Genomic DNA, 25895 nt, shown 5'->3' with positions numbered 1-25895 from the left:
TTGGTCTGTTTCAACTTACTGTTTGAAGCGTATGCTCAGGTCGGTTTCGTGTGCTGCATCTTTGACGCATTCATTTATTGGTAACGCATGAACCCCATCGTAATTAATCGGCTTCAACGAAAGCTGGGCTACACTTTTCATCATCAGGAGCTGTTGCAACAGGCATTAACTCACCGCAGTGCCAGCAGCAAACATAATGAGCGCCTGGAATTTTTAGGCGACTCCATTTTAAGTTTCGTGATCGCTAATGCGCTGTATCATCGCTTTCCTCGCGTGGATGAAGGCGACATGAGCCGTATGCGCGCGACGCTGGTGCGTGGCAACACGCTGGCGGAAATCGCCCGCGAGTTTGAACTGGGCGAATGCTTGCGCCTCGGGCCGGGCGAACTGAAAAGCGGCGGTTTCCGTCGCGAATCGATTCTCGCGGACACCGTTGAAGCGTTAATTGGCGGGGTTTTCCTCGACAGTGATATTCAGAACGTTGAACGCTTAATCCTCTCCTGGTACCAGACTCGTCTGGACGAAATCAGCCCGGGCGATAAGCAAAAGGATCCGAAGACGCGTCTGCAGGAGTATCTGCAGGGTCGTCATCTGCCGCTACCGTCCTACCTGGTAGTCCAGGTGCGCGGCGAAGCGCACGATCAGGAATTTACTATCCACTGCCAGGTCAGTGGCCTGAGTGAACCGGTGGTTGGCACAGGTTCCAGCCGTCGTAAGGCGGAGCAGGCTGCCGCCGAACAGGCGCTGAAAAAGCTGGAGCTGGAATGAGCGAAGAAAAAAGTTATTGTGGGTTTGTCGCCATCGTGGGTCGTCCAAACGTTGGCAAATCCACGCTGTTGAATAAGCTGCTTGGGCAGAAGATCTCGATCACCTCCCGTAAAGCGCAGACCACCCGTCACCGCATCGTCGGCATCCATACCGAAGGGCCGTATCAGGCGATTTACGTCGATACCCCGGGCCTGCATATGGAAGAAAAGCGCGCCATTAACCGCTTAATGAACAAAGCGGCCAGCAGCTCTATTGGCGATGTTGAGCTGGTCATCTTCGTGGTGGAAGGCACCCGCTGGACGCAGGACGACGAGATGGTGCTCAACAAGCTGCGCGACGCCAAAGCGCCGGTGATCCTCGCGGTCAACAAAGTGGATAACGTGCAGGAAAAAGCGGATCTGTTACCGCATCTGCAGTTCCTCGCCAGCCAGATGAACTTCCTTGATATCGTGCCGATGTCGGCGGAAACGGGGACCAACGTCGACACCATTGCGTCGATCGTGCGTAAGCATCTGCCGGAAGCGATCCACCACTTCCCGGAAGATTATATTACCGATCGTTCTCAGCGCTTTATGGCTTCCGAAATCATCCGTGAAAAACTGATGCGTTTCCTCGGCGCTGAGCTACCGTACTCCGTCACCGTGGAAATCGAACGTTTCGTGACCAACGAGCGTGGCGGTTACGACATCAACGGCTTGATCCTTGTCGAGCGTGAAGGGCAGAAGAAGATGGTGATTGGCAACAAAGGCGCCAAAATCAAAACCATCGGCATCGAAGCGCGTAAGGACATGCAGGAGATGTTTGAAGCGCCGGTGCACCTCGAGCTGTGGGTCAAAGTGAAATCCGGCTGGGCCGATGACGAGCGCGCCCTGCGCAGTCTCGGTTATGTTGACGACCTCTGAGTTAACGCAACGTGGATGGATGGCAGCGCGCCTTTGTCCTGCATAGCCGACCGTGGAGCGAAACCAGCCTGATGCTGGACGTCTTCACGGAAGAATCCGGTCGCGTGCGCCTGGTTGCCAAGGGCGCACGCTCCAAACGCTCGAATCTTAAAGGCGCTTTACAGCCCTTTACCCCCTTGCTGGTTCGCTTCGGCGGCCGCGGCGAAGTCAAAACCCTGCGCAGCGCGGAAGCTGTCTCGCTGGCGCTGCCGCTCAGCGGCATCACCCTCTACAGCGGTCTTTACGTTAACGAGCTTATCTCCCGCGTACTTGAGCACGAAACGCGCTTCTCCGAACTCTTTTTTGACTATCTGCACTGCATTCAGGCGCTCGCCGGGGCCAGCGGCTCGCCGGAGCCTGCGCTGCGGCGCTTTGAGCTGGCGCTGCTCGGACACCTGGGCTATGGCGTGGATTTTCTCCACTGTGCCGGGAGCGGCGAGCCGGTGGACGACACCATGACCTACCGCTATCGCGAAGAAAAAGGCTTTATTGCCAGCCTGGTGATTGATAACAACACGTTTACCGGGCACCATTTGAAAGCGTTGGCGTGTCGCGAGTTTCCTGATGTTGATACGTTGCGCGCCGCGAAGCGCTTTACCCGTATCGCCCTGAAGCCCTATCTCGGCGGCAAACCGCTCAAGAGCCGGGAATTGTTTCGCCAGTTTATGCCCGCGCGAAAGGCGCGAGCGGATAATACGAATAATGATTAATGAGGATTGTCATGGCTGAATTACTGTTAGGGGTCAATATTGACCATATCGCGACCTTGCGTAACGCCCGCGGCACCGCTTACCCGGATCCGGTTCAGGCGGCTTTCATTGCCGAACAGGCCGGCGCCGACGGCATAACCGTGCATCTGCGCGAAGACCGCCGCCATATCACCGATCGCGATGTGCGTATCCTGCGCCAGACGCTGCACACCCGCATGAACCTTGAAATGGCGGTCACCGAAGAGATGCTGACGATCGCCTGCGAAACCAAACCGCATTTCTGCTGCCTGGTGCCGGAGAAGCGTCAGGAAGTGACCACCGAAGGCGGACTGGACGTGGCCGGCCAGCGCGACAAGATGCGTGATGCCTGTCAACGCCTGGCGGATGCCGGCATCCTGGTCTCCCTGTTTATCGATGCGGATGAAGCGCAGATCAAAGCGGCAGCGGACGTTGGCGCGCCCTATATCGAAATCCACACCGGCTGCTATGCCGATGCTAAAACCGACGCCGAGCAGGCGAAGGAGCTGGAACGTATTGCCAAAGCGGCCACCTACGCCGCCAGCCTCGGCCTGAAGGTCAATGCGGGTCACGGTCTGACCTATCACAACGTGAAAGCGATTGCTGCGCTGCCGGAAATGCATGAGCTGAATATCGGCCACGCGATTATTGGCCGGGCGGTAATGAGCGGCCTGAAAGAGGCGGTGGCGGAAATGAAACGTCTGATGCTGGAAGCGCGCGGCTAATGGCCATCCTCGGGCTGGGTACCGACATCGTCGAGATCGCCCGCATCGAGGCGGTGATCGCCCGCAGCGGCGATCGCCTTGCCCGCCGGGTGCTGAGCGACCATGAATGGAGCATCTGGGAGCAGCACCAGCAGCCGGTGCGTTTCCTGGCGAAACGCTTTGCGGTCAAGGAAGCGGCGGCGAAAGCGTTGGGGACCGGGATCCGCAACGGGTTGGCCTTTAATCAGTTCGAAGTTTACAACGATGAGCTGGGCAAGCCGAAGCTGCGGCTATGGGGTGAGGCGCAACGGCTGGCGGAACGACTGGGGGTGAGCCATATTCATGTCACGCTTGCCGATGAGCGCCATTACGCCTGCGCCACGGTGATTGTCGAAAGCTAAGCCGGGAAGCGGTTAAATTTTATCCGCGTGGTGCATCAGGACGAATTTATCCCACAGCTGTTCTTCATTCTCGACGTGTGCCGGATCTTTCAGAATGGTATTTGGGATCGGGCACACCTTCTGGCAGGTGGGCGTGTCGTAATGGCCCACGCATTCGGTGCAGCGGTCGCTGTTAATTTCATAAATGCTGTCACCCATCGAAATGGCCTCATTAGGGCACTCCGGCTCGCACATATCGCAGTTGATGCATTTTTTGGTAATTAACAGCGCCATCAGGAAAATCTCAGAAACAACACAAACAGGGCGGGCATTATACGCCCATTTTCTGCTCAGACCAGCTTTTTCACCAGCGCTTCGCTATGGCGAATGCGCTCCGGCGCCCGCTCCAGATCCTGCTGCACCAGCCCCATAAACAGCAGGTCGGTGAGCATCATTTGCGCGCTGGTGGAAGAGATGGCCGCGCTGCGCGTCGCCTGCTCTTCGGCGATGGTGTACAGGCAGTGGGTCGCCTGCTGCTGCAAGGCGTTAGGGCTAAAGCCGGTGATCGCCAGGATCCTGGAGCCCACGCGCAGCGCTTCACCGGCCGCCATATTGATCTCCCGACGCTCGCCGGAGTAAGAGATCGCCAGCAGCAGATCGTCGCTGGACATGGCCTGCACCGTCGCCAGCAGGGCGTGCATATCCTGCTCCGAAACAGCATTAACGCCGATCTTCATCAGCTTCCAGCTAAAGTTACGCGCCACCAGGCCGGACGCGCCAATCCCGGTGACGATCACCCGCCGGGCGTTGCGCAGCAGCGTGACGGCTTCCCGCAACGTCTCTTCAGTGTTGACGTCCAGCGAGGCATGCATGGCGGCGACATTGTCTTTAATGAGTTTCTCGCCCACCAGACGCAGCGGGTCGTCACCGCGAATGTGGTTATGTACCGGAACGGAGTGCGGATCCGGGCTGCTGGCCAGCGCTTCACTCAGCGCCAGCTTCAGCGCCGGAAAGCCTTTGAACCCCAGTTTCTGGGCAAATTTAACCACGCTGGACTGACTCACACCGGCTTCCACCGCCAGCTGCTGCGAGCTGAGGTGCCGGGTGTCATCGGGTTGGCTCAGAATAAAATCGGCCAACTTTTTGTCGCTCGCCGCCAGGGTGGGATAGCGCTGACGAATACGCGTTAAACAGTTCATTAGAGCTCCGCTGGAGCCGTCCGGCTCGTGACTGACAGAATTTTTATTCGATTATAAGGGGTATACCACGAATTAAAAATTCATAAGCCACAATTTTTCCTTCGCCTGCTAATTTAATTCTTCCTTAACGGCAGGGATGTTTTCCCTCTTCATGGCATAAGACTGTTAAGCTTACCCTAACGAGAAGCGAATCCTGAGAGAAGGAGGCAGTTTGCAGCACAGTGAACGGAAAGTGGTGTTTTTCGATCTGGACGGAACCTTGCATCAACAGGATATGTTCGGCAGTTTTCTGCGCTACCTGCTGCGCCATCTGCCGCTGAACCTGCTGCTGGTGGTGGCGATGGGGCCAGCGATCCTTGCCGGGCTGGCGGTGTGCGGGCGGGCGGCGCGCTGGCCGATGAGCCTGCTGCTGTGGGCGTCAACCTTTGGCCGTCGCGAGGCGGTACTGAAGCGGCTGGAAGCGGAGTTTGTCGGCTGGTTTCGTCATCATGTGACGGCATTTCCGGTGGTTCATGCGCGGCTGACGGCCTACCTGACCAGTACCGATGCCGACGTCTGGTTGATCACCGGCTCGCCGCAGTCGCTGGTGGAACAGGTCTATCGCGATACACTCTGGCTGCCGCGGGTGAATCTGATAGCCAGCCGCACCGCGCGCCGCTGGGGCGGCTGGGTATTGACCCTGCGCTGCCTGGGCCATGAAAAGGTGGTGCAGCTGGAGAAAAAGATTGGCGCTCCGCTGCAGCTGTATAGCGGCTATAGCGATAGCGAGCAGGATAACCCGTTGCTCGGCTTTTGCCAGCATCGCTGGCGGGTCACACCGCAGGGAGAGCTGCAGCAGCTGGAGTAATAGTGTGTAATTGATAGCTCCCATGTATAATGCGCCCCGCTTTTTCTGCTGGAGTGGCCGCTGTGTCTGACCTCGAACTCAATGATGAATACTGGATGCGTCATGCCCTGACGCTGGCGAAGCGCGCCTGGGAAGAGGGCGAGGTGCCGGTGGGCGCGGTGCTGGTGCATAACAATCAGGTCATTGGCGAGGGCTGGAACCGGCCGATAGGCCGTCACGACCCCACCGCCCATGCGGAAATTATGGCCTTACGCCAGGGCGGGCTGGTGCTGCAAAACTATCGCCTGATCGACGCCACGCTGTACGTGACCCTCGAGCCCTGCGTGATGTGCGCGGGCGCGATGGTGCACAGCCGTATCGCCCGCCTGGTGTTTGGCGCCAGGGATGCCAAGACCGGCGCCGCCGGCTCGCTGATGGATGTTCTGCACCACCCGGGAATGAACCATCGGGTTGAGATTAGCGAAGGCGTGCTGGCGGGATCCTGCTCTGCCATGCTGAGCGACTTCTTCCGCTGGCGGCGGGAAGAGAAAAAAGCGCTGAAGAAAGCCCGGGAGCAGAACGGGGAAAGTTAATACAGGTGGCCGGGGAGTTTCATCCGGGCATTATCCATCTGTTTATCGGCGCGAAACTTGAAAAAGGGCAGGGTGGTCTCCTGCGGCTGTTCGAGCTCATTGGGGAGCACCGCCGGGTAATCCTCCGCCAGGGCCAGCGTTTGCTGCTGCTGGCGCTCCTTTTCTGACAAATAGCCGACAAGGCTTATCTGATATTTGCGGATGTTTTCCACATAGGCGTAGGCCTCATGGCCGCGGGCATAGCCGTATTTAAGTTTGCTGTAATAGGGTTTCTGGCTCAGCAGGGGTAAACGCAGCTTAACGTCTGCCCAGCTGTTGGGATCGCCTTTCTGTTTGCGGGTGAGCGCCATGGCGTCCAGCATATGGGCATAGCCCATATTGTAAGCGGCCAGCGCAAACCAGATGCGTTCATCTTTCGGGATCGAATCCGGCACTTTATCCATCATATCCTGTAGATAGCGCATACCGCCGTCGATACTCTGCGCCGCATCGGTCCGGTCAGTCAGCCCCAGACTCTGCGCCGTATTACGCGTAAGCATCATCATGCCGCGCACGCCGGTAGGCGAGGTGGCCTGCGGATCCCAGTGGGATTCCTGCCAGGCGATGGCGGCCAGCAGGCGCCAGTCGATCTCGCGGGCGTACTTTTCAAACAGCGGCTGCACCTCCGGAAGAATGTTTTCCACCGCGCGCAGGAAGGTGCGGGTATCGACATAATCGAAATCGTTGCCGTGGCCGAGGTACTTCTCTTCCAGGCGCGCCAGGGTGCCGTCTTCATTAATATTGTTGAAGAAATCAAGCATCGCCGCCGACAGCGAATTATCGTCGTCCCGGGCGCTGAACCAGGTGACCGGCTGTTCGTCGGTGATATCGAGGGCTACCGCCAGCTCCGGATGGACGCGCTGGAACAGGCTGACGGCCACCGAGTCGGCGATGGTGTAATCGAGTTTGCCGTCAATCACCGCCTGCATCAGCGCGGTGGTGCCGCGCTTTTCGTCCACGCGCCAGGCAAGATCCGGGTATTTCTCCGCTTTCAGTACCTGCAGGTCGTTGATCGCCACGTGACCCGGGGCGATGGCGAGCTGCTCGGCGGTCAGCGCCGCGAGGCTGCGCGGCCGGGTATTGCCGACGCGATAGACCAGCTGTTGGGAAACGGAGTAGTAGCCAGGGCCGGCCTGGTAGTTTTTCACCCGCTCCTGGTTATAGACCAGCCCGGCGGCCAGCATATCGGCCTGACCGTCGTCGAGGTCGTCAAACAGCTGGCTGATGTTCTGGCGGACGGTTATCTTAAGCGTCACGCCGAGGTAGTCGGCAAACTGCTTCGCCAGTTCGTAGTCCAGGCCGAAGGTTTTATTGTTCATGGTGGCGAAGGTCATCGGCGAGTTGATGGTGCTGATGCGTAGCTCGCCGCGAGCGATAATGCCCGCCACCCGGTTCTCCGGTTTACCGGACCAGGGGATCGACGGCCACAGGGCAGCCGCCAGCAAAAGGGTGACAATGCCGATGAGCAGATAATTAATCTTTAATTTTTTCAGCGCGTTAATCTTCTGCAGCTTCAGGTTCCTCAGCAGGCGATGTCCGGAAAAAACGCAAGGTTGTCGTCGAATGAGCGGCATTCTGCTTAAGAATGCGCCAGTTGGCAACTTATTCGCGATGGACGTCACATTTATTGATAAACAGCATCAATGATTTTATTTCTACGCAAACGGTTTCGTCGGGGCGCAGGATTCACTATAATGACGCCCGTTTCCCCCCTGGCTCACCCTGAAAGCTTCGAAGACGAGAGACTTATGATGGAAATTTTGCGTGGTTCACCTGCACTGTCGGCATTCCGTATTAATAAACTGCTGGCACGATTTCAGGCGGCCAACCTTCCGGTAAGCGCCATATATGCCGAGTATATTCATTTTGCCGATCTGAACGCCCCGCTGAGCGCTGACGATCGCGAGCGCCTGGCGCGACTGCTTAAGTATGGCCCGAGCTTAAACAGCCATACCCCGACCGGTAAATTACTGCTCGTGACCCCTCGCCCTGGCACCATCTCTCCCTGGTCTTCTAAAGCTACCGATATCGCCCATAACTGCGGCCTGGCTCAGGTTGTGCGTCTGGAGCGCGGCGTGGCGTATTATGTTGAAGCCTCGACCCTGACCGAAGCGCAGTGGGCCGCGGTGGCGGCGGAACTGCACGACCGCATGATGGAGAGCGTCTTCGACGCGCTGGAAGCGGGTGAAAAGCTGTTCGCTCACCATCAGCCGACGCCGGTGACCAGCGTTGACCTGTTGGGCGAAGGGCGTCAGGCGCTGATTGACGCCAACCTCCGTTTGGGGCTGGCGCTGGCAGATGACGAAATTGACTACCTGCAGGACGCCTTTACCCGTCTGGGACGCAATCCGAACGATATCGAGCTGTATATGTTCGCCCAGGCGAACTCAGAGCACTGTCGTCACAAAATTTTCAACGCCGACTGGATCATCGACGGCGAACAGCAGCCGAAGTCGCTGTTCAAAATGATCAAAAACACCTTCGAAAAAACGCCGGACTACGTCCTGTCGGCCTATAAAGACAACGCCGCGGTAATGGAAGGGTCTGAAGTGGGGCGCTATTTTGCCGACCACCAGACCGGACGCTATGACTTCCATCAGGAGCCGGCGCACATTCTGATGAAGGTGGAAACCCATAACCACCCGACGGCCATCTCCCCATGGCCGGGCGCGGCAACCGGCTCCGGCGGCGAAATCCGCGATGAAGGCGCCACCGGCCGCGGCGCGAAGCCGAAAGCGGGCCTGGTGGGCTTCTCGGTTTCCAACCTGCGCATCCCGGGCTTCGAACAGCCGTGGGAAGAAGATTTCGGGAAACCGGATCGCATCGTCACCGCCCTGGACATCATGACCGAAGGCCCGCTGGGCGGCGCGGCGTTTAACAACGAATTTGGTCGCCCGGCGCTGAACGGCTACTTCCGCACCTATGAAGAGAAAGTCACCAGCCATAACGGTGAAGAGCTGCGCGGCTACCACAAACCAATCATGCTGGCCGGCGGTATCGGCAACATCCGCGGCGAGCACGTGCAGAAGGGCGAGATTACCGTCGGCGCGAAGCTGATTGTTCTCGGCGGTCCGGCGATGAACATCGGCCTCGGCGGCGGCGCGGCGTCTTCCATGGCCTCCGGCCAGTCCGATGCCGACCTCGATTTCGCCTCCGTCCAGCGTGACAACCCGGAAATGGAGCGTCGCTGTCAGGAAGTGATCGACCGCTGCTGGCAGCTGGGCGACGCCAACCCGATCCTGTTTATCCACGACGTCGGCGCCGGCGGTCTCTCCAACGCCATGCCGGAGCTGGTCAGCGACGGCGGCCGCGGCGGTAAATTCCAGCTGCGCGATATCCTGAGCGATGAGCCAGGCATGAGCCCGCTGGAGATCTGGTGTAACGAATCGCAGGAACGTTATGTCCTGGCGGTCGCCCCGGAGCAACTGCCTCTGTTCGACGAGCTGTGCCGCCGCGAGCGCGCGCCTTATGCGGTTATCGGCGAAGCCACCGCCGAGCAGCACCTGAGCCTGAGCGACAGCCACTTTAACGATCAGCCGATCGATCTGCCGCTGGACGTCCTGCTTGGCAAAACGCCGAAAATGACCCGTGACGTGCAGACCCTGAAAGCCCAGGGCAGCGCGCTGGATCGCCAACCGATTACCATCGCCGATGCGGTTAATCGCATTCTGCACCTGCCGACGGTGGCCGAGAAAACCTTCCTCGTGACCATCGGCGACCGCACCGTGACCGGCATGGTCGCCCGCGACCAGATGGTCGGCCCGTGGCAGATCCCGGTGGCCAACTGCGCGGTCACCACCGCCAGCCTCGACAGCTACTACGGCGAAGCGATGGCGATGGGCGAGCGCGCCCCGGTTGCTCTGCTGGACTTCGCCGCCTCCGGCCGTCTGGCGGTTGGCGAAGCGCTGACCAATATCGCCGCCACGCAGATTGGCGAGCTGAATCGCGTGAAGCTGTCGGCTAACTGGATGGCCGCCGCCGGCCACCCGGGCGAAGACGCGGGTCTGTATGAGGCGGTGAAAGCGGTGGGCGAAGAGCTGTGCCCGGCGCTGGGCCTGACCATTCCGGTCGGCAAAGACTCAATGTCGATGAAAACCCGCTGGCAGGAAGGCAGCGAGCAGCGTGAGATGACCTCTCCGCTGTCGCTGGTGATCTCCGCCTTCGCCCGTGTCGAAGATGTTCGTCATACCGTCACGCCGCAGCTCTCGACGGAAGATAACGCCCTGCTGCTGATCGACCTCGGTAAAGGGCACAACGCGCTGGGCGCGACGGCGCTGGCGCAGGTCTATCGCCAGCTCGGCGACAAGCCGGCTGACGTGCGCGATGTCGCGCAGCTGAAAGGCTTCTGGGATGCGATGCAGGCCCTGGTGGCGCAGCGTAAACTGCTGGCCTACCACGACCGCTCCGACGGCGGCCTGCTGGTCACCCTGGCGGAAATGGCCTTTACCGGCCACTGTGGACTGGAAGCGGATATCGCCGCGCTGGGCGACGACCGTCTGGCGGCGCTGTTCAACGAAGAGCTGGGGGCGGTGATTCAGGTCCGCGCCGCAGACCGTGAGGCAGTGGAAGCCATTCTGGCGGTTAACGGCCTGGCGGACTGCGTGCATTACCTCGGTAAAGCGGTCGAGGGCGATCGCTTCGTGCTGACCGCCAGCGGTCAGACGGTGTTTAGCGAAAGCCGTACCACCCTGCGCATGTGGTGGGCTGAAACCACCTGGCAGATGCAGCGTCTGCGCGACAACCCGGCCTGCGCCGATCAGGAGCACGAGGCGAAAGCCAACGACGCCGATCCGGGCCTTAATGTGAAGCTCTCGTTTGATATTAATGACGACGTCGCCGCGCCGTACATTGCCACCGGCGCGCGTCCGAAAGTGGCCGTCCTGCGCGAGCAGGGGGTGAACTCTCACGTTGAAATGGCGGCAGCCTTCCATCGCGCCGGCTTTGACGCCATCGACGTGCATATGAGCGACCTGCTGGCGGGCCGCACCGGTCTGGGCGATTTCCATGCCCTGGTGGCCTGCGGCGGCTTCTCCTACGGCGACGTGCTGGGGGCAGGCGAAGGCTGGGCGAAGTCGATTCTGTTCAACGAGCGCGTGCGCGATGAGTTCGCGACCTTCTTCCATCGTCCGCAGACCCTGGCGCTCGGCGTGTGCAACGGCTGTCAGATGATGTCCAACCTGCGCGAGCTGATCCCGGGCAGCGACCTGTGGCCGCGCTTTGTGCGCAACCAGTCTGACCGCTTTGAAGCGCGCTTCAGCCTGGTGGAAGTGACGCAAAGCCCGTCTCTGCTGCTGGAAGGCATGGTTGGCTCACAGATGCCGATTGCGGTCTCCCACGGCGAAGGGCAGGTGGAAGTGCGCGACAGCGCGCATCTGGCCCAGCTGGAGAGCAAAGGTCTGGTAGCGCTGCGCTTCGTGGACAACTTCGGCAAAGTGACTGAAACCTATCCGGCGAACCCGAACGGTTCCCCGAACGGTATCACCGCGGTGACCAGCGAAAGCGGGCGCGCGACCATCATGATGCCGCACCCGGAACGCGTCTTCCGCACCGTAAGCAACTCCTGGCACCCGGAAAACTGGGGCGAAGACAGCCCGTGGATGCGTATCTTCCGCAACGCGCGTAAACAGCTGGGTTAATCTTCCCGAAGCGTGTCACGCGAACGTATCGGCCCCCTGCTCAGGCAGGGGGCTTTTTTTTATCTGTGACGGCCGGCACGCCAGGGTGTCGGGAATCACCGACAACTGGCATATTGCAGTGTCGCCAAAAGGCGACACTTAAGTTATTGATTTAAATGATGAGTAACCTGGGGCATATTTAGTGTCGCTAATCGGCGACATCATGGATAAAAAGTATACAGCGCTGGAATGGTTGGATTTTATGGTGAAAGTCATATATATCAACGTGTTAATAAAATGTTTTGAAAGATGGCATAGTTCATGCATAATATTAACCAGTGGCTCATTCACCTTCTTATGTCAGCCCCTTCGGGACGCGCTACATAAACTTCGAATGACGCACAAACAGGTGCCTGCCGTCCAACTCCTGATAACAGCCTGGCTTTATCAGACATCGGGCGAAACGTCGAGTAAGGCACCGCCTCATTTCTCAACAAAGCCAGGCCTTGCGCCTGGCTTTGTTGTTTCTGCGGCGCCGTGGCGACGGGTATCGCTTTTCTCCGCCGCGCTCCTCAGTTAGCATCGACCAGAGCTAATGATTGAGACCACACCCTTGAAGCGACTCTCTCTTTTTCCCCGTTCGCTGCGTCAGCTGGTGACGCTCTCCTTTGTGCTGATCCTGCTGCCGTTGCTGGTGCTGGCCTGGCAGGCCTGGCAGAGCCTCAATGCCCTCAGCGCCCAGGCGGCGCATATCAACCGCACTACGCTGGTCGATGCCCGCCGCAGCGAGGCGATGATCAATGCCGCGCTGGAGATGGAGCGCAGCTATCGCCAGTACTGCGTGCTGGACGATCCGACGCTGGCGCGCGTCTATCAAAACCAGCGGCAGCGCTACAGCCAGATGCTGGACGCGCACGCCGGCGTGCTGCCGGACGAGAAGCTCTGGCAGGCGCTGCGCCAGGATGTCAGCGATCTGGCGCAGCTGCAGTGTAACAACAGCGGCCCCGACGCCCAGGCAGCCGCCAGACTGGAAGTGTTCGCCAGTAATAACAGCGACATGGTCCAGGCGACCCGGGCGGTGGTCTATTCCCGCGGCCAGCAGCTGCAGCAGGAGATTGCCGAGCGCGGCCAGTTTTTCGGCTGGCAGGCGTTGGTGCTGTTTCTGCTGAGCCTGGCGCTGGTGCTGCTTTTTACCCGCATGATCATCGGCCCGGTGAAAGGCATCGAAAGAATGATCAACCAGCTGGGGGCAGGGAAGTCGCTGGACGACGCGGCATTGTTTACCGGCCCGCGCGAGCTGCGCTCGGTAGGCAAGCGCATTATCTGGCTCAGCGAGCGCCTGGCATGGCTGGAGTCGCAGCGGCATCAGTTTCTTCGCCATCTGTCGCATGAGCTGAAAACCCCGCTGGCCAGTATGCGTGAAGGCACCGAGCTGTTGGCCGACCGTGTCGCCGGGCCGCTGACGCCGGAGCAGCAGGAGATCGTCGAGATCCTCGACAGCAGCAGCCGCAACCTGCAAAAGCTGATTGAACAGCTGCTGGACTACAACCGCAAACAGGCCGACGGCCCGGTAGCCCGAGAAGAAGTGGACCTGGTGGAGCTGGTGGAAAACGTCGTGGCGGCGCACAGTTTGCCCGCGCGGGCTAAACTGATGCATACCGAGCTGGCGCTGCAGGCGCGGCATTGTCTGGCAGAGCCTGCGCTATTGATAAGCGTAATGGATAATCTCTACTCCAATGCGGTGCACTATGGCGCTGAATCCGGTAACATTCGTATCCATAGCTACCGGCACGGAGAGCAGGTGCGTATTGATGTCGCCAACAGCGGCGAACCGATCCCGGCCGCGGAAAAGAATATGATTTTTGAGCCCTTTTACCAGGGGAGTCACCAGCGTAAAGGGGCCGTGAAAGGCAGTGGACTGGGGTTAAGCATCGCCCGCGACTGCGTCCGTCAGATGCAAGGGGAGCTCAGTCTGGTTGACGCCCCCGCCGGGCAGGTCTGTTTTCGCATTACGCTTCCCTCAGCGCCGGAATAATCCAACTAATGAATCGATATCGGGGAACTATGTCCCAATTCCTGGCCTGGCGCCGTTCCCTTAGCGGATGGCTGCTCTCAGGCATTGCTTGTCTGACGCTGGCGGGGTGTTCCGCCGGCTTCTCGCCGCATAGTGCGGAAGGTGCCGCCGCCCCCGGGCAGGCGCAGCATCAGGTGGCCGATTTTGTCGCGGTGGACTGCGCCGATATCTGGGCGCACAGCAGCGATGCCAGCGACAAAAACCCCCTCTACTGGCTGCGGGGCATTGACTGCGCCGATCGTCTCGCGCCGGCGCAGGCGCGAGCGGAGGCGAAACGCCATACCGACGACAGCTGGCAGGACGCGTTCCGCCGCGGCATTCTGCTTGCCGATGCCAAAATTACCCCTGACGAGCGCCGCGAGCTGGTGGCGCGTCTCGACACCTTCAGCCCGCAAATCGCCGTTCAGGTCCGCCCGCTGTATCAGCTCTGGCGCGACGGGCAGGCCCGTCAGCTGCAGCTGGTGGAGGAGCGAGCCCGCTACGCGAAGCTTCAGCAGTCCAGCGATAGCGAGCTGGAGACGTTGCGCCAGCAGGAGCAGTCGCTGCGCGAACAGCTGGAGTTGACCACCCGTAAGCTGGAGAATCTGACGGATATTGAACGCCAGCTCTCCAGCCGCAAGCCGGGCGGCAATTTCGGCAGCGAAAAAGTGCCGGAGGTGATCCATGACGATCCGTAAACCGGCGCGTTTGCTGCTGGTGGATGACGATCCGGGGCTGCTGAAGCTGCTGGGCATGCGCCTGGTCAGTGAAGGCTATAGCGTGGTCACCGCCGAGAGCGGCCCGGAAGCGCTGCGCGTGCTGGGGCGTGAGAAGGTGGATCTGGTGATTAGCGATCTGCGGATGGATGAAATGGACGGTCTGCAGCTGTTCAGTGAGATCCAGAAGGGGCAGCCCGGCATGCCGGTGATCATTCTCACCGCCCATGGCTCGATCCCCGACGCGGTGGCGGCCACCCAGCAGGGCGTCTTCAGCTTCCTGACTAAGCCGGTTGATAAAGACGCCTTGTATCAAGCCATTGATGAGGCGCTGGAGCAGCGCTCGCCAGCCACCGACGAAGCCTGGCGTCAGGCCATTGTCACCCGCAGCCCGCTGATGCTGCGCCTGCTCGAGCAGGCCGGGATGGTGGCGCAATCCGACGTTAGCGTGCTGATTAACGGCCAGAGCGGGACCGGGAAGGAGATAGTCGCCCAGGCGATCCACAACGCCAGCCCGCGTCATGACAAGCCGTTCGTGGCGATTAACTGCGGCGCGTTGCCGGAACAGCTGCTCGAGTCCGAACTGTTCGGCCATGCGCGGGGCGCCTTTACCGGCGCGGTCAGCAACCGCGAAGGGTTATTCCAGGCCGCCGAAGGCGGTACGCTGTTTCTCGATGAGATTGGCGATATGCCGGTCGCCCTGCAGGTGAAGCTGCTGCGCGTCCTGCAGGAGCGTAAGGTACGCCCGCTCGGCAGCAACCGCGATATCGAGATCAACGTGCGGATCATCTCCGCCACCCACCGCGACCTGCCGAAGGCGATGGCTCGCGGCGAGTTTCGCGAAGATCTGTTCTATCGCCTCAATGTGGTTAACCTGAAGATCCCGCCGCTCTCCGAACGCACGGAAGATATTCCGCTGTTAGCCAACCATCTGCTGCGTCAGTCCGCCGATCGCCATAAGCCGTTCGTACGGGCGTTTTCCAGCGATGCGATGAAGCGGCTGATGGCCGCCAACTGGCCGGGCAATGTGCGCCAGCTGGTGAACGTGATTGAGCAGTGCGTGGCCCTGACCTCGTCGCCGGTGATTGGCGATGCGCTGGTGGAGCAGGCGCTGGAGGGCGAGAACACCGCCCTGCCGACCTTTGTGGAGGCGCGCAATCAGTTTGAGCTGAACTACCTGCGCAAGCTGCTGCAGATTACCAGGGGCAACGTCACCCATGCGGCGCGGATGGCTGGACGCAACCGCACTGAATTCTATAAGCTGCTGTCGCGCCATGAGCTCGACGCCAACGACTTTAAAGAGTAGCTCCGCAACATAGCGCAAGTTATGATACGGTAAGCAACCGGTTACGCGACTAAGACAGGAACACCATGAAAAAGATTGATGCGATTATTAAACCTTTCAAACTGGATGACGTGCGTGAAGCGCTGGCCGAAGTCGGCATCACCGGGATGACGGTAACGGAAGTGAAAGGCTTTGGCCGCCAGAAAGGGCACACCGAACTCTACCGCGGCGCGGAGTATATGGTGGATTTTCTGCCGAAAGTGAAAATTGAAATCGTGGTGACCGACGATATCGTCGATACCTGTGTGGATACCATCATCCGTACCGCGCAGACCGGCAAAATCGGTGACGGTAAAATCTTTGTCTTTGATGTCGCGCGCGTGATTCGTATCCGTACCGGCGAAGAAGACGACGCGGCGATTTAACGCTCGCCGCTCGCTGCAGTATTGCCGGGTGGCGCTGCGCTTACCCGGCAAATCCCCGCGTCGTCGGGGCTTACAGCACCTTATGCGGCCCGAAGCATTCGTAATGAATGTTGTCTTTATTCACCCCCAGCGCCACCAACTGCTGCGCCGCATACTGCATAAAGGCCACCGGGCCGCAGAGATAGAACTGCATCTGCGGGTCGCGAAGGGTTTCCGCCACCGCCGCTAAATCCATAAAACCTTCGCTATCAAAACGTCCTGCCTGACGGTCGGCCTCGCTCGGGTTGCGATACCAGACGTGAGCGGTAAACGCCGGCAGCGCCGCGCCGAGCGCCTGCACTTCATCCGCAAAGGCATGGACTTCGCCATTTTCCGCCGCATGGAACCAGTTCACCTGACCCTGATGGCGGCTCTTCGCCAGCGCATCCAGCATCGCCAGCATCGGCGTTTGCCCGACGCCGCCGGAGAGCAGAGTGACCGGCGTCTGCGGCTCAACGTTAAGGAAGAAGTCCCCGGCCGGCGCCGCCAGATAGACCACATCGCCTTCGCTGGCATGGTTATGCAGCCAGCTGGAAACCTGGCCGTCTTCCTCGCGTTTAACCGCGATGCGGTAGCCCTTGCCGTCCGCTTTGCGGGTCAGGGAGTACTGGCGAATTTCCTGATATTCGAAATCTTCCGGCTTCAGCCAGATGGCCAGATACTGGCCAGGCTGGTAATCGGCGACCGGCTGGCCGTCGACCGGCTCGAGCTCAAAGCTGGTGATAAGCTGGCTGCGCGGGGTTTTCTTCACGATGCGGAACGCGCGGGTCCCTTCCCAGCCGCCGGTTTTACTGGCGTTTTGCTGATAGATCTCGGCTTCGCGGCCGATAAAGACGTTCGCCAGCACGCCGTAAGCTTTCCCCCAGGCATCAAGGACTTCCTGACCCGGGCTGAACATTTCATCGAGGGTCGCCAGCAGATGGCTGCCCACGATGTTGTACTGCTCCGGTTTGATCTGGAAACTGGTGTGTTTCTGGGCGATTTTTTCCACCGCCGGCAGCAGGGCGGGCAGGTTATCGATATTGCTGGCGTAGGCGGCAATGGCGTTGAACAACGCTTCTCGCTGGTCGCCGTTGCGCTGGTTGCTCATATTGAAGATCTCTTTGAGCTCCGGGTTATGCGCAAACATACGATCGTAGAAATGGGCGGTTAATTTTGGTCCAGTCTCTACCAGCAGGGGGATGGTGGCTTTGACCGTAGCGATGGTTTGAGCGTCGAGCATAGCGTGCTTCCTTGTGTGTTACTTTAATGATGTATTTTAAATGCATCTTAAGGAAATAACCCTGCGTTGTAAATGGTTCTTTAACACTTTCCGCCGTTGCAGTTACAACATGAAGAATTTGCATCACAATCCTGAAAAGAAATCCGTTGATACTGAGAGAGGCGTTATTGCTCAAAGCCTTGTGTCATGCGGAGCCAAACGTTTGCGTAAAATCCTTTGTCAAGACCTGTTATCACAGAATGATTCGGTTATACTGTGGGCCGTTGTCCAATCGGACCGCCTTTTTAGGCCGAAATTTTATTGTTAGCTGAGTCAGGAGATGCGGATGTTAAAGCGTGAAATGAACATTGCCGATTATGATGCCGAACTGTGGCAGGCTATGGAGCAGGAAAAAGTACGTCAGGAAGAGCACATCGAACTGATCGCCTCCGAAAACTACACCAGTCCGCGCGTGATGCAGGCGCAGGGCTCTCAGCTGACCAACAAATATGCTGAAGGATATCCGGGCAAGCGTTACTACGGCGGCTGCGAATATGTCGACGTGGTTGAGCAGCTGGCTATCGACCGCGCGAAAGAGCTGTTCGGCGCTGACTATGCTAACGTCCAGCCGCACTCCGGCTCCCAGGCTAACTTTGCCGTCTACACCGCGCTGCTGCAGCCGGGCGATACCGTGCTGGGGATGAACCTGGCGCAGGGCGGCCACCTGACTCACGGCTCTCCGGTTAACTTCTCCGGCAAACTGTACAACATCATCCCTTACGGTATTGATGAGTCCGGCAAAATTGACTATGACGACATGGCGAAGCAGGCTCAGGAACATAAACCGAAGATGATCATCGGTGGTTTCTCCGCTTACTCCGGTATCGTTGACTGGGCAAAAATGCGTGAAATCGCTGACAGCATCGGCGCATACCTGTTTGTCGATATGGCGCACGTGGCAGGCCTGATCGCCGCTGGCGTGTATCCGAACCCGGTTCCGCATGCTCACGTCGTGACCACCACCACCCACAAAACCCTGGCGGGTCCGCGCGGCGGCCTGATCCTGGCGAAAGGCGGTAGCGAAGAGCTGTACAAGAAACTGAACTCTGCGGTATTCCCAAGCGCGCAGGGCGGCCCGCTGATGCACGTTATCGCAGCGAAAGCGGTGGCGCTGAAAGAAGCGATGGAGCCAGAGTTTAAAGTTTACCAGCAGCAGGTTGCGAAAAACGCCAAAGCAATGGTGGAAGTGTTCCTGAACCGCGGCTACAAAGTGGTGTCTGGCGGTACTGAGAACCATCTGTTCCTGCTGGACCTGGTGGATAAAAATCTGACCGGTAAAGAAGCTGACGCTGCCCTGGGCCGCGCCAACATCACCGTCAACAAAAACAGCGTGCCGAACGATCCGAAGAGCCCGTTCGTAACCTCCGGTATCCGTATCGGTTCTCCGGCAGTGACTCGCCGCGGCTTTAAAGAAGCGGAAGTCAAAGAGCTGGCTGGCTGGATGTGTGATGTGCTGGACAATATCAATGACGACGCGGTCATTGAGCGCGTGAAAGGCAAAGTCCTGGATATCTGCGCCCGCTTCCCGGTTTATGCGTAAGCGTTAGCGTTGACATCAAAAAGGCCGCGTTTGCGGCCTTTTTTGCGTCTGGGGATTAGCGGCGGTCGAGGGAGATCGCCCCGGGGCCGGTTACCGCCAGCAGCAGGAAAGCGCCGGCGATGCTGACGTTTTTCCAGAAGTTAATCATGTTCGGCAATACCGCATCGCCAGTCATATCCCAGTAGTGATGGCCAATCACCGCGGTGCCCAGGGTGTAGAAGATAAAGATGACCGCCAGCGGGCGGGTGAAAAAGCCCAGCACAATTAAAATGGCGGCAGGCACTTCCATAATGACGGCGATAATCGCCGCCAGGGTCGGCATCGGCGCGCCGGAGGCGGCCATGTACTGCACCGTACCGTCAAAGCCCAGCAGTTTGGGGTAGCCAAAAAGAATAAACAGAACTACCACGGCGATGCGGGCGATAAGCAGTAGCAGAGAGCGGGATGCGCCAAAATCAAAATAGCGGAGTGTGTTCATAATCAGCTCGTTATGAGAGAAGTGTCCTTTAAACGTAATACACGTTTTTGCTTCCCGCCACGTTAGTTCTGGCAACATCCCCGGTCCGCTGAACAGCGAAATTACCGCGTTTTTAACGGGACGCTTTCATCGCATAGCGTTTCGGCGTTCACCGCTTGACCACTCTGGATGAGCTTGCGCAGCGTGCGGATCTCGCGACCGTGATTGAGGGTGACCGCGCCGGTTAACACGCCGTCACGCAGCTGGAACCAGATCGCTTTGCGATCGGCGGGCGCTCCCCGACACCACCGCTGCCTGTTGGATGGCGCTGTTTAATTCTGGTGACAACGAATCTCATTGGCAGGGGCGGGGGCACTTTGATACCCGGTTATATGAATAATTTTAATACCGGGCAGGGGGGCGGATTAAAGGCGAAGCACCGATACTGGCGTTGTTAATGGCGTGGAAAAAGAGCGAACTAAAGCCCGCCCTAAATGATTATATTGAGCTAGTGCATCTACGGCCCATATCGGACGACAACTCAAAAAGTAGTATTTTTTTGAATGTGTCTATTGTAATCAATTATTGCTGTGATTTAAGGTATTCATTAAATTGTTTTTTCGTTTTGTCATCAGCTTTTTGATACCAATACTTAAGCATTTCAGATGTCGTAGCTTGTAACGCCGGATCATCATTTTTATATCTTTTACTGGGAACATTTTCATTATTACCTTCAATCGGTACTGTCAATAGTGCCGATTGAGAACTGATTGCAGCGGGACCGTTATGATTATTATAATTTCTGACTTCTTTTTCATAATCCCGTGCGATCTGAATTCCGTTTCCAGGAAGCGTATCTTGTGTAACCGAGAGTTGTTCGCCCTTGTCCGTTTTTATTTGCCAGGATAAGTTTTTTATCCCATCTTGTGCTTCAGTGAATGTCCAGTAGTTAGGCATAATCATTCTGGCATGCGTTGAATTGATGGTGAATTTTGCAATGATAGTGTCACTATCATAAGTTCTGAAATCATCGGTACCTTGTTTTACCGTAGTTCTGAATTTAAATACGATCTGATTTTCGCCATCAGGAAGTTTTAAGTCATTTGTAGAGCTAAAGATAAAACGATCTTTATCATAGTTCTGACCATTTACAACATAAATAGTGACATCATCTGGAATAGTTAATGTTGATTGGGCCAGGACTGGAGTGGTACAGGTAAGTAGGACGACAGTAAAGATTTTTTTTATATTTTTCATGATGGCTCCAAACTGGTATTTTTATTAAGTTCTTGAGTAAAGCTCCCTACCTGTAGCATCGTTAAGTAGGGAGTGTTTTTTTATCAATAGCTATAGAATGCTTTTAAGCTTTCAAGCGCACGATGTGGCGTCTGATAATCAAAGAAGCTGGTATCCTCAACCGCACTCGATTCCCCAACAACCCATCCAGCTCCTTTAACATCTATGGCAATGGGATCCCAGTACGAGATGCCTTCTACAACGCCTGTGTTATACATGGCTCGGAAATACTCCTTCATATATTTCAACTGTCCTTCAGGCGTAGCCCCATAGTTTTCTGGCCCATCCGGATCAAGGTTGTTAGCGACAATGAGCGATTGAATATCAGCGGCTCCGAACTGTGTTTTTAACGTCCATGGATAGCCTACCTCACAGATCATTACATGCTTATCAGAATATTTTGCGATATGGTTTACAAAGTTTGCCATTTCACCAATAGACATGTTGGTCCAGAATGGATACATGGATGCACCAATAAGGTCATAGTTGAGACCATATTTCCTGGCATCATCAATCCATCCCTCATAAAACTGTTGGTTAGGGACGGTAAGATGGATGACAACTTTCGTTTCAGGAGAAACTGCTTTCACGGCTTCATAGCCTTTCTGCAAAAGTTGGTAGTACTCTTCGCCGCGAGTTACCCCAGCAACACCATCATTAATTTCATTTCCAATGGAAATATATTCAGGCGTAACGTTATTTGCTTTAAGGGTCGTCATCACTTTATAGGTAAAATTATATAATGCTTTTTGTAGCGCGGCACCTTTAAGACCTTCCCAATCTTTTGGAACCGCCTGCTGTGCTGGATTAGTCCAGAAATCACTATAATGAAGTGACAGGAACAGAGTCATGCCATGATCTTTTGCTGCTTTGGCCGTTTTAACTGCATCGTTCAAGTCCTGAAACCCTTCCTGTAAACGATAAGAATTACCGTTAAGATCTACCGGTGTGCCAGGTTTGTTATAAATACGGATCCGCGCGAGATTGAAGGCATTATCCTGAAGAATACTGAGGACATCCTTTTCATTCCCTTTCTCGTCAGCCCATTTACCGCCAACTGAATAAGTGAGATTTCGATATGTGATATCACCACCAACGTGCATAGCGGTGGGGGGGACTCCAGGTTGAGGTTGCGGTAGTAATTCAAAATTATCTGCAAGTAACCATTGACCTGCATTTCCCTTTGAACTCACTCCAATCGTACAGTTACCTCCGGATACCTGGATTTGCTGAGATTCGACAATAGTCCAGTGATCTGTATTCCCTTCGGTTTTAGGAATAGCTGTATGTGAATCTGCCCCACCGCAATTCCGGGTGAATATTTCGGCCACTGATTGCCCGCCACTACTTTGTGTATACGCCCGCAAGTAGTATTTTCCGTCTTTAATGTTTTTCAAGACATGGAAGGATTCAACAGCATACGCACTATCAGACTTATGCCCGAGACTGGTATTATCATAATGGCCCTTAGAGGCAATATAGCTTGCATTCACATCGCCTGTCGATGTCCAGCCATTTTCTGCCAGAGTAGTCGATGATGCCTGAACACATCCCTGAAAACTGAGAAGCGCAGTTGCGAATATGAACAAACCTATTTGTTTTGACGTTTTTTGTTTGTCATTATAAATCCTCTCGAAATTATAACCGAGTTAAGGTGTGATATGTTTAGTTATGATTAAAACATGAAGATAACACCAGCTGCTGAACGATCATCATCAATGATGCGATAATTCACAAGTTCTGAATCTTCGTTAACCAGGCTAAAACGGTGATCGAACCACAGTTGTACGTTCGCAGTAAGTTTATAAAGCACACCTGCTTGTATATATTCCGCCATGTCAAAGTTACCGGCTGTTTTATCTTTTACTTTACTCTGGACATATGAAATGGAAGGGCGTAACCCGTTATCAAATTGATACTGTAATACAAACTCCATGTTCTGTGTTTTGTCTGCCGTTTTGTAATCAGCCCATGATTTATTTATGGGAGTAAGATTTCTGGTCTCTGAGTAGACCGATGCGAGGTATAGATGATCAGAAGTATAGAGTCCACCAATCCCCCACGCTTCAGCATATTTCTCCCCCTCCAACTCGAGGGTGTTTTGTTTTTGAGTGCGACGAGAATTGCTATAGGCACCCGTCAAGGTTAACCCTTGGGCGATCTGATAACTTAGAGAGTAACCATAACCCTCACCATTTTCTTTATCCGGGTCATATCCCTCACGTTTTGCTTGATACTGTAGTCCAAAATCAAGGCCAGAAAGTTTGCCAAAAAAATCCTCATTCCGATAGGTGAGCATGCCATCACCACGGCTAACCATAAAGTTGTCTGATGCATTTGTCCATGTATCACCAGAGAAGTAAGGTGCGATATCGGTATAGCGTTCAACATCGTATAAAACGCCATAGTTTCGCCCATAATCCAGTGAGCCAACATTAACCATTTTTAGGCCAGCAAATTGTTGTCGGACTCCACCATTTGAGCTCCATTCATTTTCACCGCCGGTAATACGATATTGCCAGAATCCGTAGCCAGTAATATCACTTGTGACCTTTGACTCCCCATAAAACCCCAAATCAACAAGTGATTTATCGTAATTGCCATCACTATTGAACTCTCTACGAGAATTCATTCCACCATATAAATCTACTTTCGTTCCATTCTTGTTGTAAATTTCTATCGCTTGCGCATGATCTATAAATAAGACAATAGGAATCATAACGGCTAATAGCTTAGCTTTATTCACTTTTATCTCCAGTAAAATACAGTAGGCATTGTTAGGCAAGCTGGCGTTGAGTTAATAACGCCAGCTTTATTTTTTAATTTGTTAATTTAGATTTTGAATTTATGGTCGTAAATAACGTCCAGGTGAATATCTTTTAAGTCCAGTCCGGTCCGCTCCTCTGATTCAATGTAAATATTGTCTTCCGTTTTTTTAGATATGATGAGTTTGACGTTGTTGCCAAATCGTTTTATATGTCGAAGGCTGACGAGCCATGTCGTTCCTTTATAGAAGTCATCGGCAACAAGAATATCGTCAACATATAACTGAGCAATGTCACCGATATAGTCAAGACAAATTAATGCATCAGAATTATCGGCTAGGTTGATGTTATCTATATTTAACCGCCAGGATTTAATCTGATCGGTTTTTGATAATAGGAGTTCTTCGCTACCCAGAGTTTCAGGAATCTCAGTAGTAATTTCGTGGTACTCAATACAGTTCGTGAGTGAAGGTTTATGATATTCATGTTCAATAAACTTCGAGCCGTTCCAATGAAACCAGGATAGATCACTGTTAGCTTGTCGGTAAGCAGTAAGATATTCACCATCCCGGAATAGATCTGCTGGTGAATAAAATATCTCTCCTTCGAGGACAAACAGTTGTTCAGCCTGTTGCTGTGTCAATGTAACAACGTTTATGGAAATGCCTTCGCTCTGATGTTTAAAAGTGCTATCAAGACCTGCACGAACTTTATTAGACGAACCATCGGCCCAAGTGAATTCAGCATCAATACCATCCAGAGCCATAAAGAATACTGTGTTGTCATGTTGATATAGCAACTGAGCCGTGGCATAAGCGAGCGTATTGCCGCTGATATTCAGGTTATAGGGTAGAATGAAATAGCTCCCTGACGGAACGTGCAGACCCTGGTGCGGGAATGTCAATGTACCGTTGGCAACCGGAACGACAAATTGTACGCCGTCATGTGCGGAAAGATTACTATGTCTTTGATAGTTATTAACAAAAACATAGCCACTTTGCCCGTTTGTGCGTAACCCATAGCGTAAGGAATGTGTGTCATAGCGTCCATCAAGTTCTATTGCTTGAAACTGTGGATGCATTTTTCCCAGTGAATCACCAAAGGCGTTCAGGAAATGGTGCTGAATTTTTAGCTTACCGTACTGTGGATTTATCTGCCCAAACTCACCAATAGGCGCCTGGAAGTCGTAGCTACGTACGGGCAAATCATTTGGGTAACCCGTTGCTTTTGACTCCTGCATTGTATGCTTTTGGCCAATTGGATTGGTGCCGCCACGGTACATGTAGTATCCCGGCATATTATTGCCACAACCAATCTTAACCATCGCAAGTGATGCTGCGTCATCTGGGCTAATGACAGGGCGGCGATGATGCGTTACCTGAACGCCTGGCCCAATTTCGCAAGTTGCAAAAGGATAAAGGTCGTATTTCATCTGAAATACATCATCATCCGTCTCTTTGGCGATAATGAGATCTTTTCCGATGGAGTGGTCATTTCGCGCAGGCAGGAAAAAATAGTGTGAAACCGGCTCAAGCTGCCTGGTATGCTCTTCCCAGGGGGCATCCGCGTATCCACCAAATACAGGCAGAACATCCCGTTCAGGAATTGCTGCGCCGTAGGTCGCATTCCAGCCCGTGGCAGTATAAATCGGTGCCTTTAGTCCCAGTTCGAGAGCAAGATCTTTTAGCGTTTTGATGTGGGCTGCGTTATCCGTCAGTTCGTTCTCCAACTGAATGGCGCAAATCGGGCCACCTTCCTCAAACAGGAAACCACTCATCTGGGTTTTCAATTGACGCCAGTAGCGTGTTACGTAGTTTAGGTATTCCGGATCATCAGTGCGTGTCCTGCAGCCTTTTTTCACTAACCAATCCGGGAAGCCACCGTTTCGTAGTTCTGCGTGGCACCATGGGCCTATGCGCATAACAACCTCTAATCCGCACTCCTGAATTAGGGTGAGGAAGTGCCGTAAATCATAATTTCCCGTGAAGTTAAACTGTCCTTCCTCCTCTTCATGGAAAATCCAGAAGACATAAGCAGCAATGACGGTGATGCCTCCTGCTTTTATCTTCAATAGTTCATCTTTCCATATCTCACGATTAACTCGCCCGTAGTGGATTTCTCCCATTATTGGAATCCAGCACTCGCCATTTTTCTCAAGATAATAATTAGTCACTTCTAGTGAAGTGTTTCCATTATGGCCGCCAAGATTAAGGTGTCCACGCAATAAGTTAGAGGGTTGTTCATTCTTAAAATGATAAATCATTA

22 protein-coding genes and 2 pseudogenes are annotated in these 25895 nt (G+C 55.1%); 14 read left to right on the top strand and 10 right to left on the bottom strand.

The window, feature by feature from the left end; all coding sequences use genetic code 11:
* Positions 1 to 87 precede the first annotated feature (87 nt).
* From rnc to acpS, 5 genes are read left to right on the top strand one after another with little or no spacing between them, the layout of a single operon-like run.
* Positions 88 to 768 carry a ribonuclease III gene (gene rnc / locus ACLH1U_RS17635; RefSeq protein ID WP_002914065.1) on the top strand — a complete coding sequence of 227 codons (681 nt, stop codon included), beginning with the start codon at positions 88 to 90 and terminating at the stop codon, positions 766 to 768.
* The gene (gene era / locus ACLH1U_RS17630) at positions 765 to 1670 is read left to right on the top strand and encodes a GTPase Era (RefSeq protein WP_023290667.1); all 906 of its coding nucleotides are present in this window, start codon (positions 765 to 767) and stop codon (positions 1668 to 1670) included. The genes rnc and era overlap by 4 nt, the downstream gene beginning before the upstream one ends.
* An 11-nt stretch (positions 1671 to 1681) precedes the next feature.
* A complete protein-coding gene (recO, locus tag ACLH1U_RS17625) occupies positions 1682 to 2419 on the top strand; it encodes a DNA repair protein RecO (RefSeq protein WP_411299374.1) in 738 nt (245 codons plus the stop codon).
* Between the two features lie 11 nt (positions 2420 to 2430).
* A complete protein-coding gene (gene pdxJ / locus ACLH1U_RS17620) occupies positions 2431 to 3162 on the top strand; it encodes a pyridoxine 5'-phosphate synthase (protein WP_004201834.1) in 732 nt (243 codons plus the stop codon).
* Positions 3162 to 3542 carry a holo-ACP synthase gene (acpS, locus tag ACLH1U_RS17615; protein ID WP_004201835.1) on the top strand — a complete coding sequence of 127 codons (381 nt, stop codon included), beginning with the start codon at positions 3162 to 3164 and terminating at the stop codon, positions 3540 to 3542. Before pdxJ ends, acpS begins: the two co-directional genes overlap by 1 nt.
* Before the next feature lie 12 nt (positions 3543 to 3554).
* Here acpS and ACLH1U_RS17610 read toward each other — a convergent pair whose 3' ends face one another.
* Positions 3555 to 3815 (bottom strand): YfhL family 4Fe-4S dicluster ferredoxin, encoded by a 261-nt coding sequence (locus tag ACLH1U_RS17610; protein ID WP_023290665.1) that lies wholly within the window; start codon positions 3813 to 3815, stop codon positions 3555 to 3557.
* Between the two features lie 56 nt (positions 3816 to 3871).
* Entirely contained in the window at positions 3872 to 4720 is an 849-nt protein-coding gene (locus tag ACLH1U_RS17605) for a MurR/RpiR family transcriptional regulator (protein ID WP_023290664.1), read from the bottom strand.
* Positions 4721 to 4931: 211 nt separating this feature from the next.
* Here ACLH1U_RS17605 and yfhb point away from each other — a divergent pair, with 211 nt between their 5' ends.
* Both yfhb and tadA read left to right on the top strand, forming a co-directional pair.
* Positions 4932 to 5567, top strand: coding sequence for a phosphatidylglycerophosphatase C (gene yfhb / locus ACLH1U_RS17600; protein WP_065883071.1), 636 nt, complete (start codon positions 4932 to 4934; stop codon positions 5565 to 5567).
* A gap of 62 nt (positions 5568 to 5629) precedes the next feature.
* Positions 5630 to 6139 carry a tRNA adenosine(34) deaminase TadA gene (tadA, locus tag ACLH1U_RS17595; protein ID WP_023290663.1) on the top strand — a complete coding sequence of 170 codons (510 nt, stop codon included), beginning with the start codon at positions 5630 to 5632 and terminating at the stop codon, positions 6137 to 6139.
* On the opposite strand, the gene mltF is transcribed toward tadA, so the two are convergent.
* On the bottom strand, positions 6136 to 7752 hold the full coding sequence (gene mltF / locus ACLH1U_RS17590) for a membrane-bound lytic murein transglycosylase MltF (RefSeq protein ID WP_085551252.1): 1617 nt from the start codon (positions 7750 to 7752) through the stop codon (positions 6136 to 6138). The two genes, tadA and mltF, sit on opposite strands and share 4 nt — an antisense overlap.
* Positions 7753 to 7926: 174 nt before the next feature.
* On the opposite strand from mltF, the gene purL reads away from it, so the two are divergent.
* The 5 genes from purL to glnB all read left to right on the top strand — a co-directional run bounded on the left by purL (position 7927) and on the right by glnB (position 16272).
* Positions 7927 to 11814: a phosphoribosylformylglycinamidine synthase gene (gene purL / locus ACLH1U_RS17585; RefSeq protein ID WP_411299373.1), complete on the top strand. Its 3888-nt coding sequence runs from the start codon at positions 7927 to 7929 to the stop codon at positions 11812 to 11814.
* Between the two features lie 592 nt (positions 11815 to 12406).
* Positions 12407 to 13828, top strand: a complete 1422-nt coding sequence (locus ACLH1U_RS17580; RefSeq protein ID WP_072420910.1) for a sensor histidine kinase — start codon at positions 12407 to 12409, stop codon at positions 13826 to 13828.
* A gap of 29 nt (positions 13829 to 13857) precedes the next feature.
* Positions 13858 to 14544, top strand: a complete 687-nt coding sequence (gene qseG, locus ACLH1U_RS17575) for a two-component system QseEF-associated lipoprotein QseG (protein WP_023290659.1) — start codon at positions 13858 to 13860, stop codon at positions 14542 to 14544.
* Positions 14531 to 15868: a two-component system response regulator GlrR gene (glrR, locus tag ACLH1U_RS17570; protein ID WP_023290658.1), complete on the top strand. Its 1338-nt coding sequence runs from the start codon at positions 14531 to 14533 to the stop codon at positions 15866 to 15868. Before qseG ends, glrR begins: the two co-directional genes overlap by 14 nt.
* 65 nt (positions 15869 to 15933) lie before the next feature.
* Positions 15934 to 16272: a nitrogen regulatory protein P-II gene (glnB, locus tag ACLH1U_RS17565; RefSeq protein WP_002914032.1), complete on the top strand. Its 339-nt coding sequence runs from the start codon at positions 15934 to 15936 to the stop codon at positions 16270 to 16272.
* A 70-nt stretch (positions 16273 to 16342) separates the two neighbouring features.
* On the opposite strand, the gene hmpA is transcribed toward glnB, so the two are convergent.
* Positions 16343 to 17533 carry an NO-inducible flavohemoprotein gene (gene hmpA / locus ACLH1U_RS17560; protein WP_411299372.1) on the bottom strand — a complete coding sequence of 397 codons (1191 nt, stop codon included), beginning with the start codon at positions 17531 to 17533 and terminating at the stop codon, positions 16343 to 16345.
* 325 nt (positions 17534 to 17858) lie between these two features.
* On the opposite strand from hmpA, the gene glyA reads away from it, so the two are divergent.
* Positions 17859 to 19112 (top strand): serine hydroxymethyltransferase, encoded by a 1254-nt coding sequence (gene glyA, locus ACLH1U_RS17555; protein WP_002914027.1) that lies wholly within the window; start codon positions 17859 to 17861, stop codon positions 19110 to 19112.
* Positions 19113 to 19167: 55 nt separating this feature from the next.
* On the opposite strand, the gene ACLH1U_RS17550 is transcribed toward glyA, so the two are convergent.
* Positions 19168 to 19590 carry a DoxX family protein gene (locus tag ACLH1U_RS17550; protein ID WP_023290656.1) on the bottom strand — a complete coding sequence of 141 codons (423 nt, stop codon included), beginning with the start codon at positions 19588 to 19590 and terminating at the stop codon, positions 19168 to 19170.
* Positions 19591 to 19691: 101 nt separating this feature from the next.
* Positions 19692 to 19874 (bottom strand): annotated as a pseudogene (locus tag ACLH1U_RS17545) (oxidoreductase C-terminal domain-containing protein); the annotation flags it as partial.
* A 30-nt stretch (positions 19875 to 19904) separates the two neighbouring features.
* On the opposite strand from ACLH1U_RS17545, the pseudogene ACLH1U_RS17540 reads away from it, so the two are divergent.
* Positions 19905 to 20098: pseudogene (locus ACLH1U_RS17540) on the top strand (transcriptional regulator); the annotation flags it as partial.
* Between the two features lie 53 nt (positions 20099 to 20151).
* Here ACLH1U_RS17540 and ACLH1U_RS17535 read toward each other — a convergent pair.
* The 4 genes from ACLH1U_RS17535 to ACLH1U_RS17520 form a co-directional block, all read right to left on the bottom strand.
* On the bottom strand, positions 20152 to 20826 hold the full coding sequence (locus ACLH1U_RS17535) for a DUF2057 family protein (protein WP_411299371.1): 675 nt from the start codon (positions 20824 to 20826) through the stop codon (positions 20152 to 20154).
* Positions 20827 to 20909: 83 nt separating this feature from the next.
* Positions 20910 to 22358: a glycosyl hydrolase 53 family protein gene (locus tag ACLH1U_RS17530; RefSeq protein ID WP_411299370.1), complete on the bottom strand. Its 1449-nt coding sequence runs from the start codon at positions 22356 to 22358 to the stop codon at positions 20910 to 20912.
* Between the two features lie 182 nt (positions 22359 to 22540).
* Positions 22541 to 23611: a porin gene (locus ACLH1U_RS17525; protein WP_411299369.1), complete on the bottom strand. Its 1071-nt coding sequence runs from the start codon at positions 23609 to 23611 to the stop codon at positions 22541 to 22543.
* Between the two features lie 86 nt (positions 23612 to 23697).
* Complete coding sequence (locus ACLH1U_RS17520) at positions 23698 to 25893, bottom strand: beta-galactosidase (protein WP_411299368.1); 2196 nt, start codon at positions 25891 to 25893, stop codon at positions 23698 to 23700.
* Positions 25894 to 25895: the final 2 nt, after the last annotated feature.

Origin of the sequence: Klebsiella sp. 1SOBk5mer, assembly GCF_046603115.1 — a bacterium.
In the GTDB taxonomy this organism is placed as follows: Bacteria; Pseudomonadota; Gammaproteobacteria; order Enterobacterales; family Enterobacteriaceae; genus Klebsiella; species Klebsiella quasipneumoniae.
This window is presented reverse-complemented; position numbering and strand designations above follow the sequence as displayed.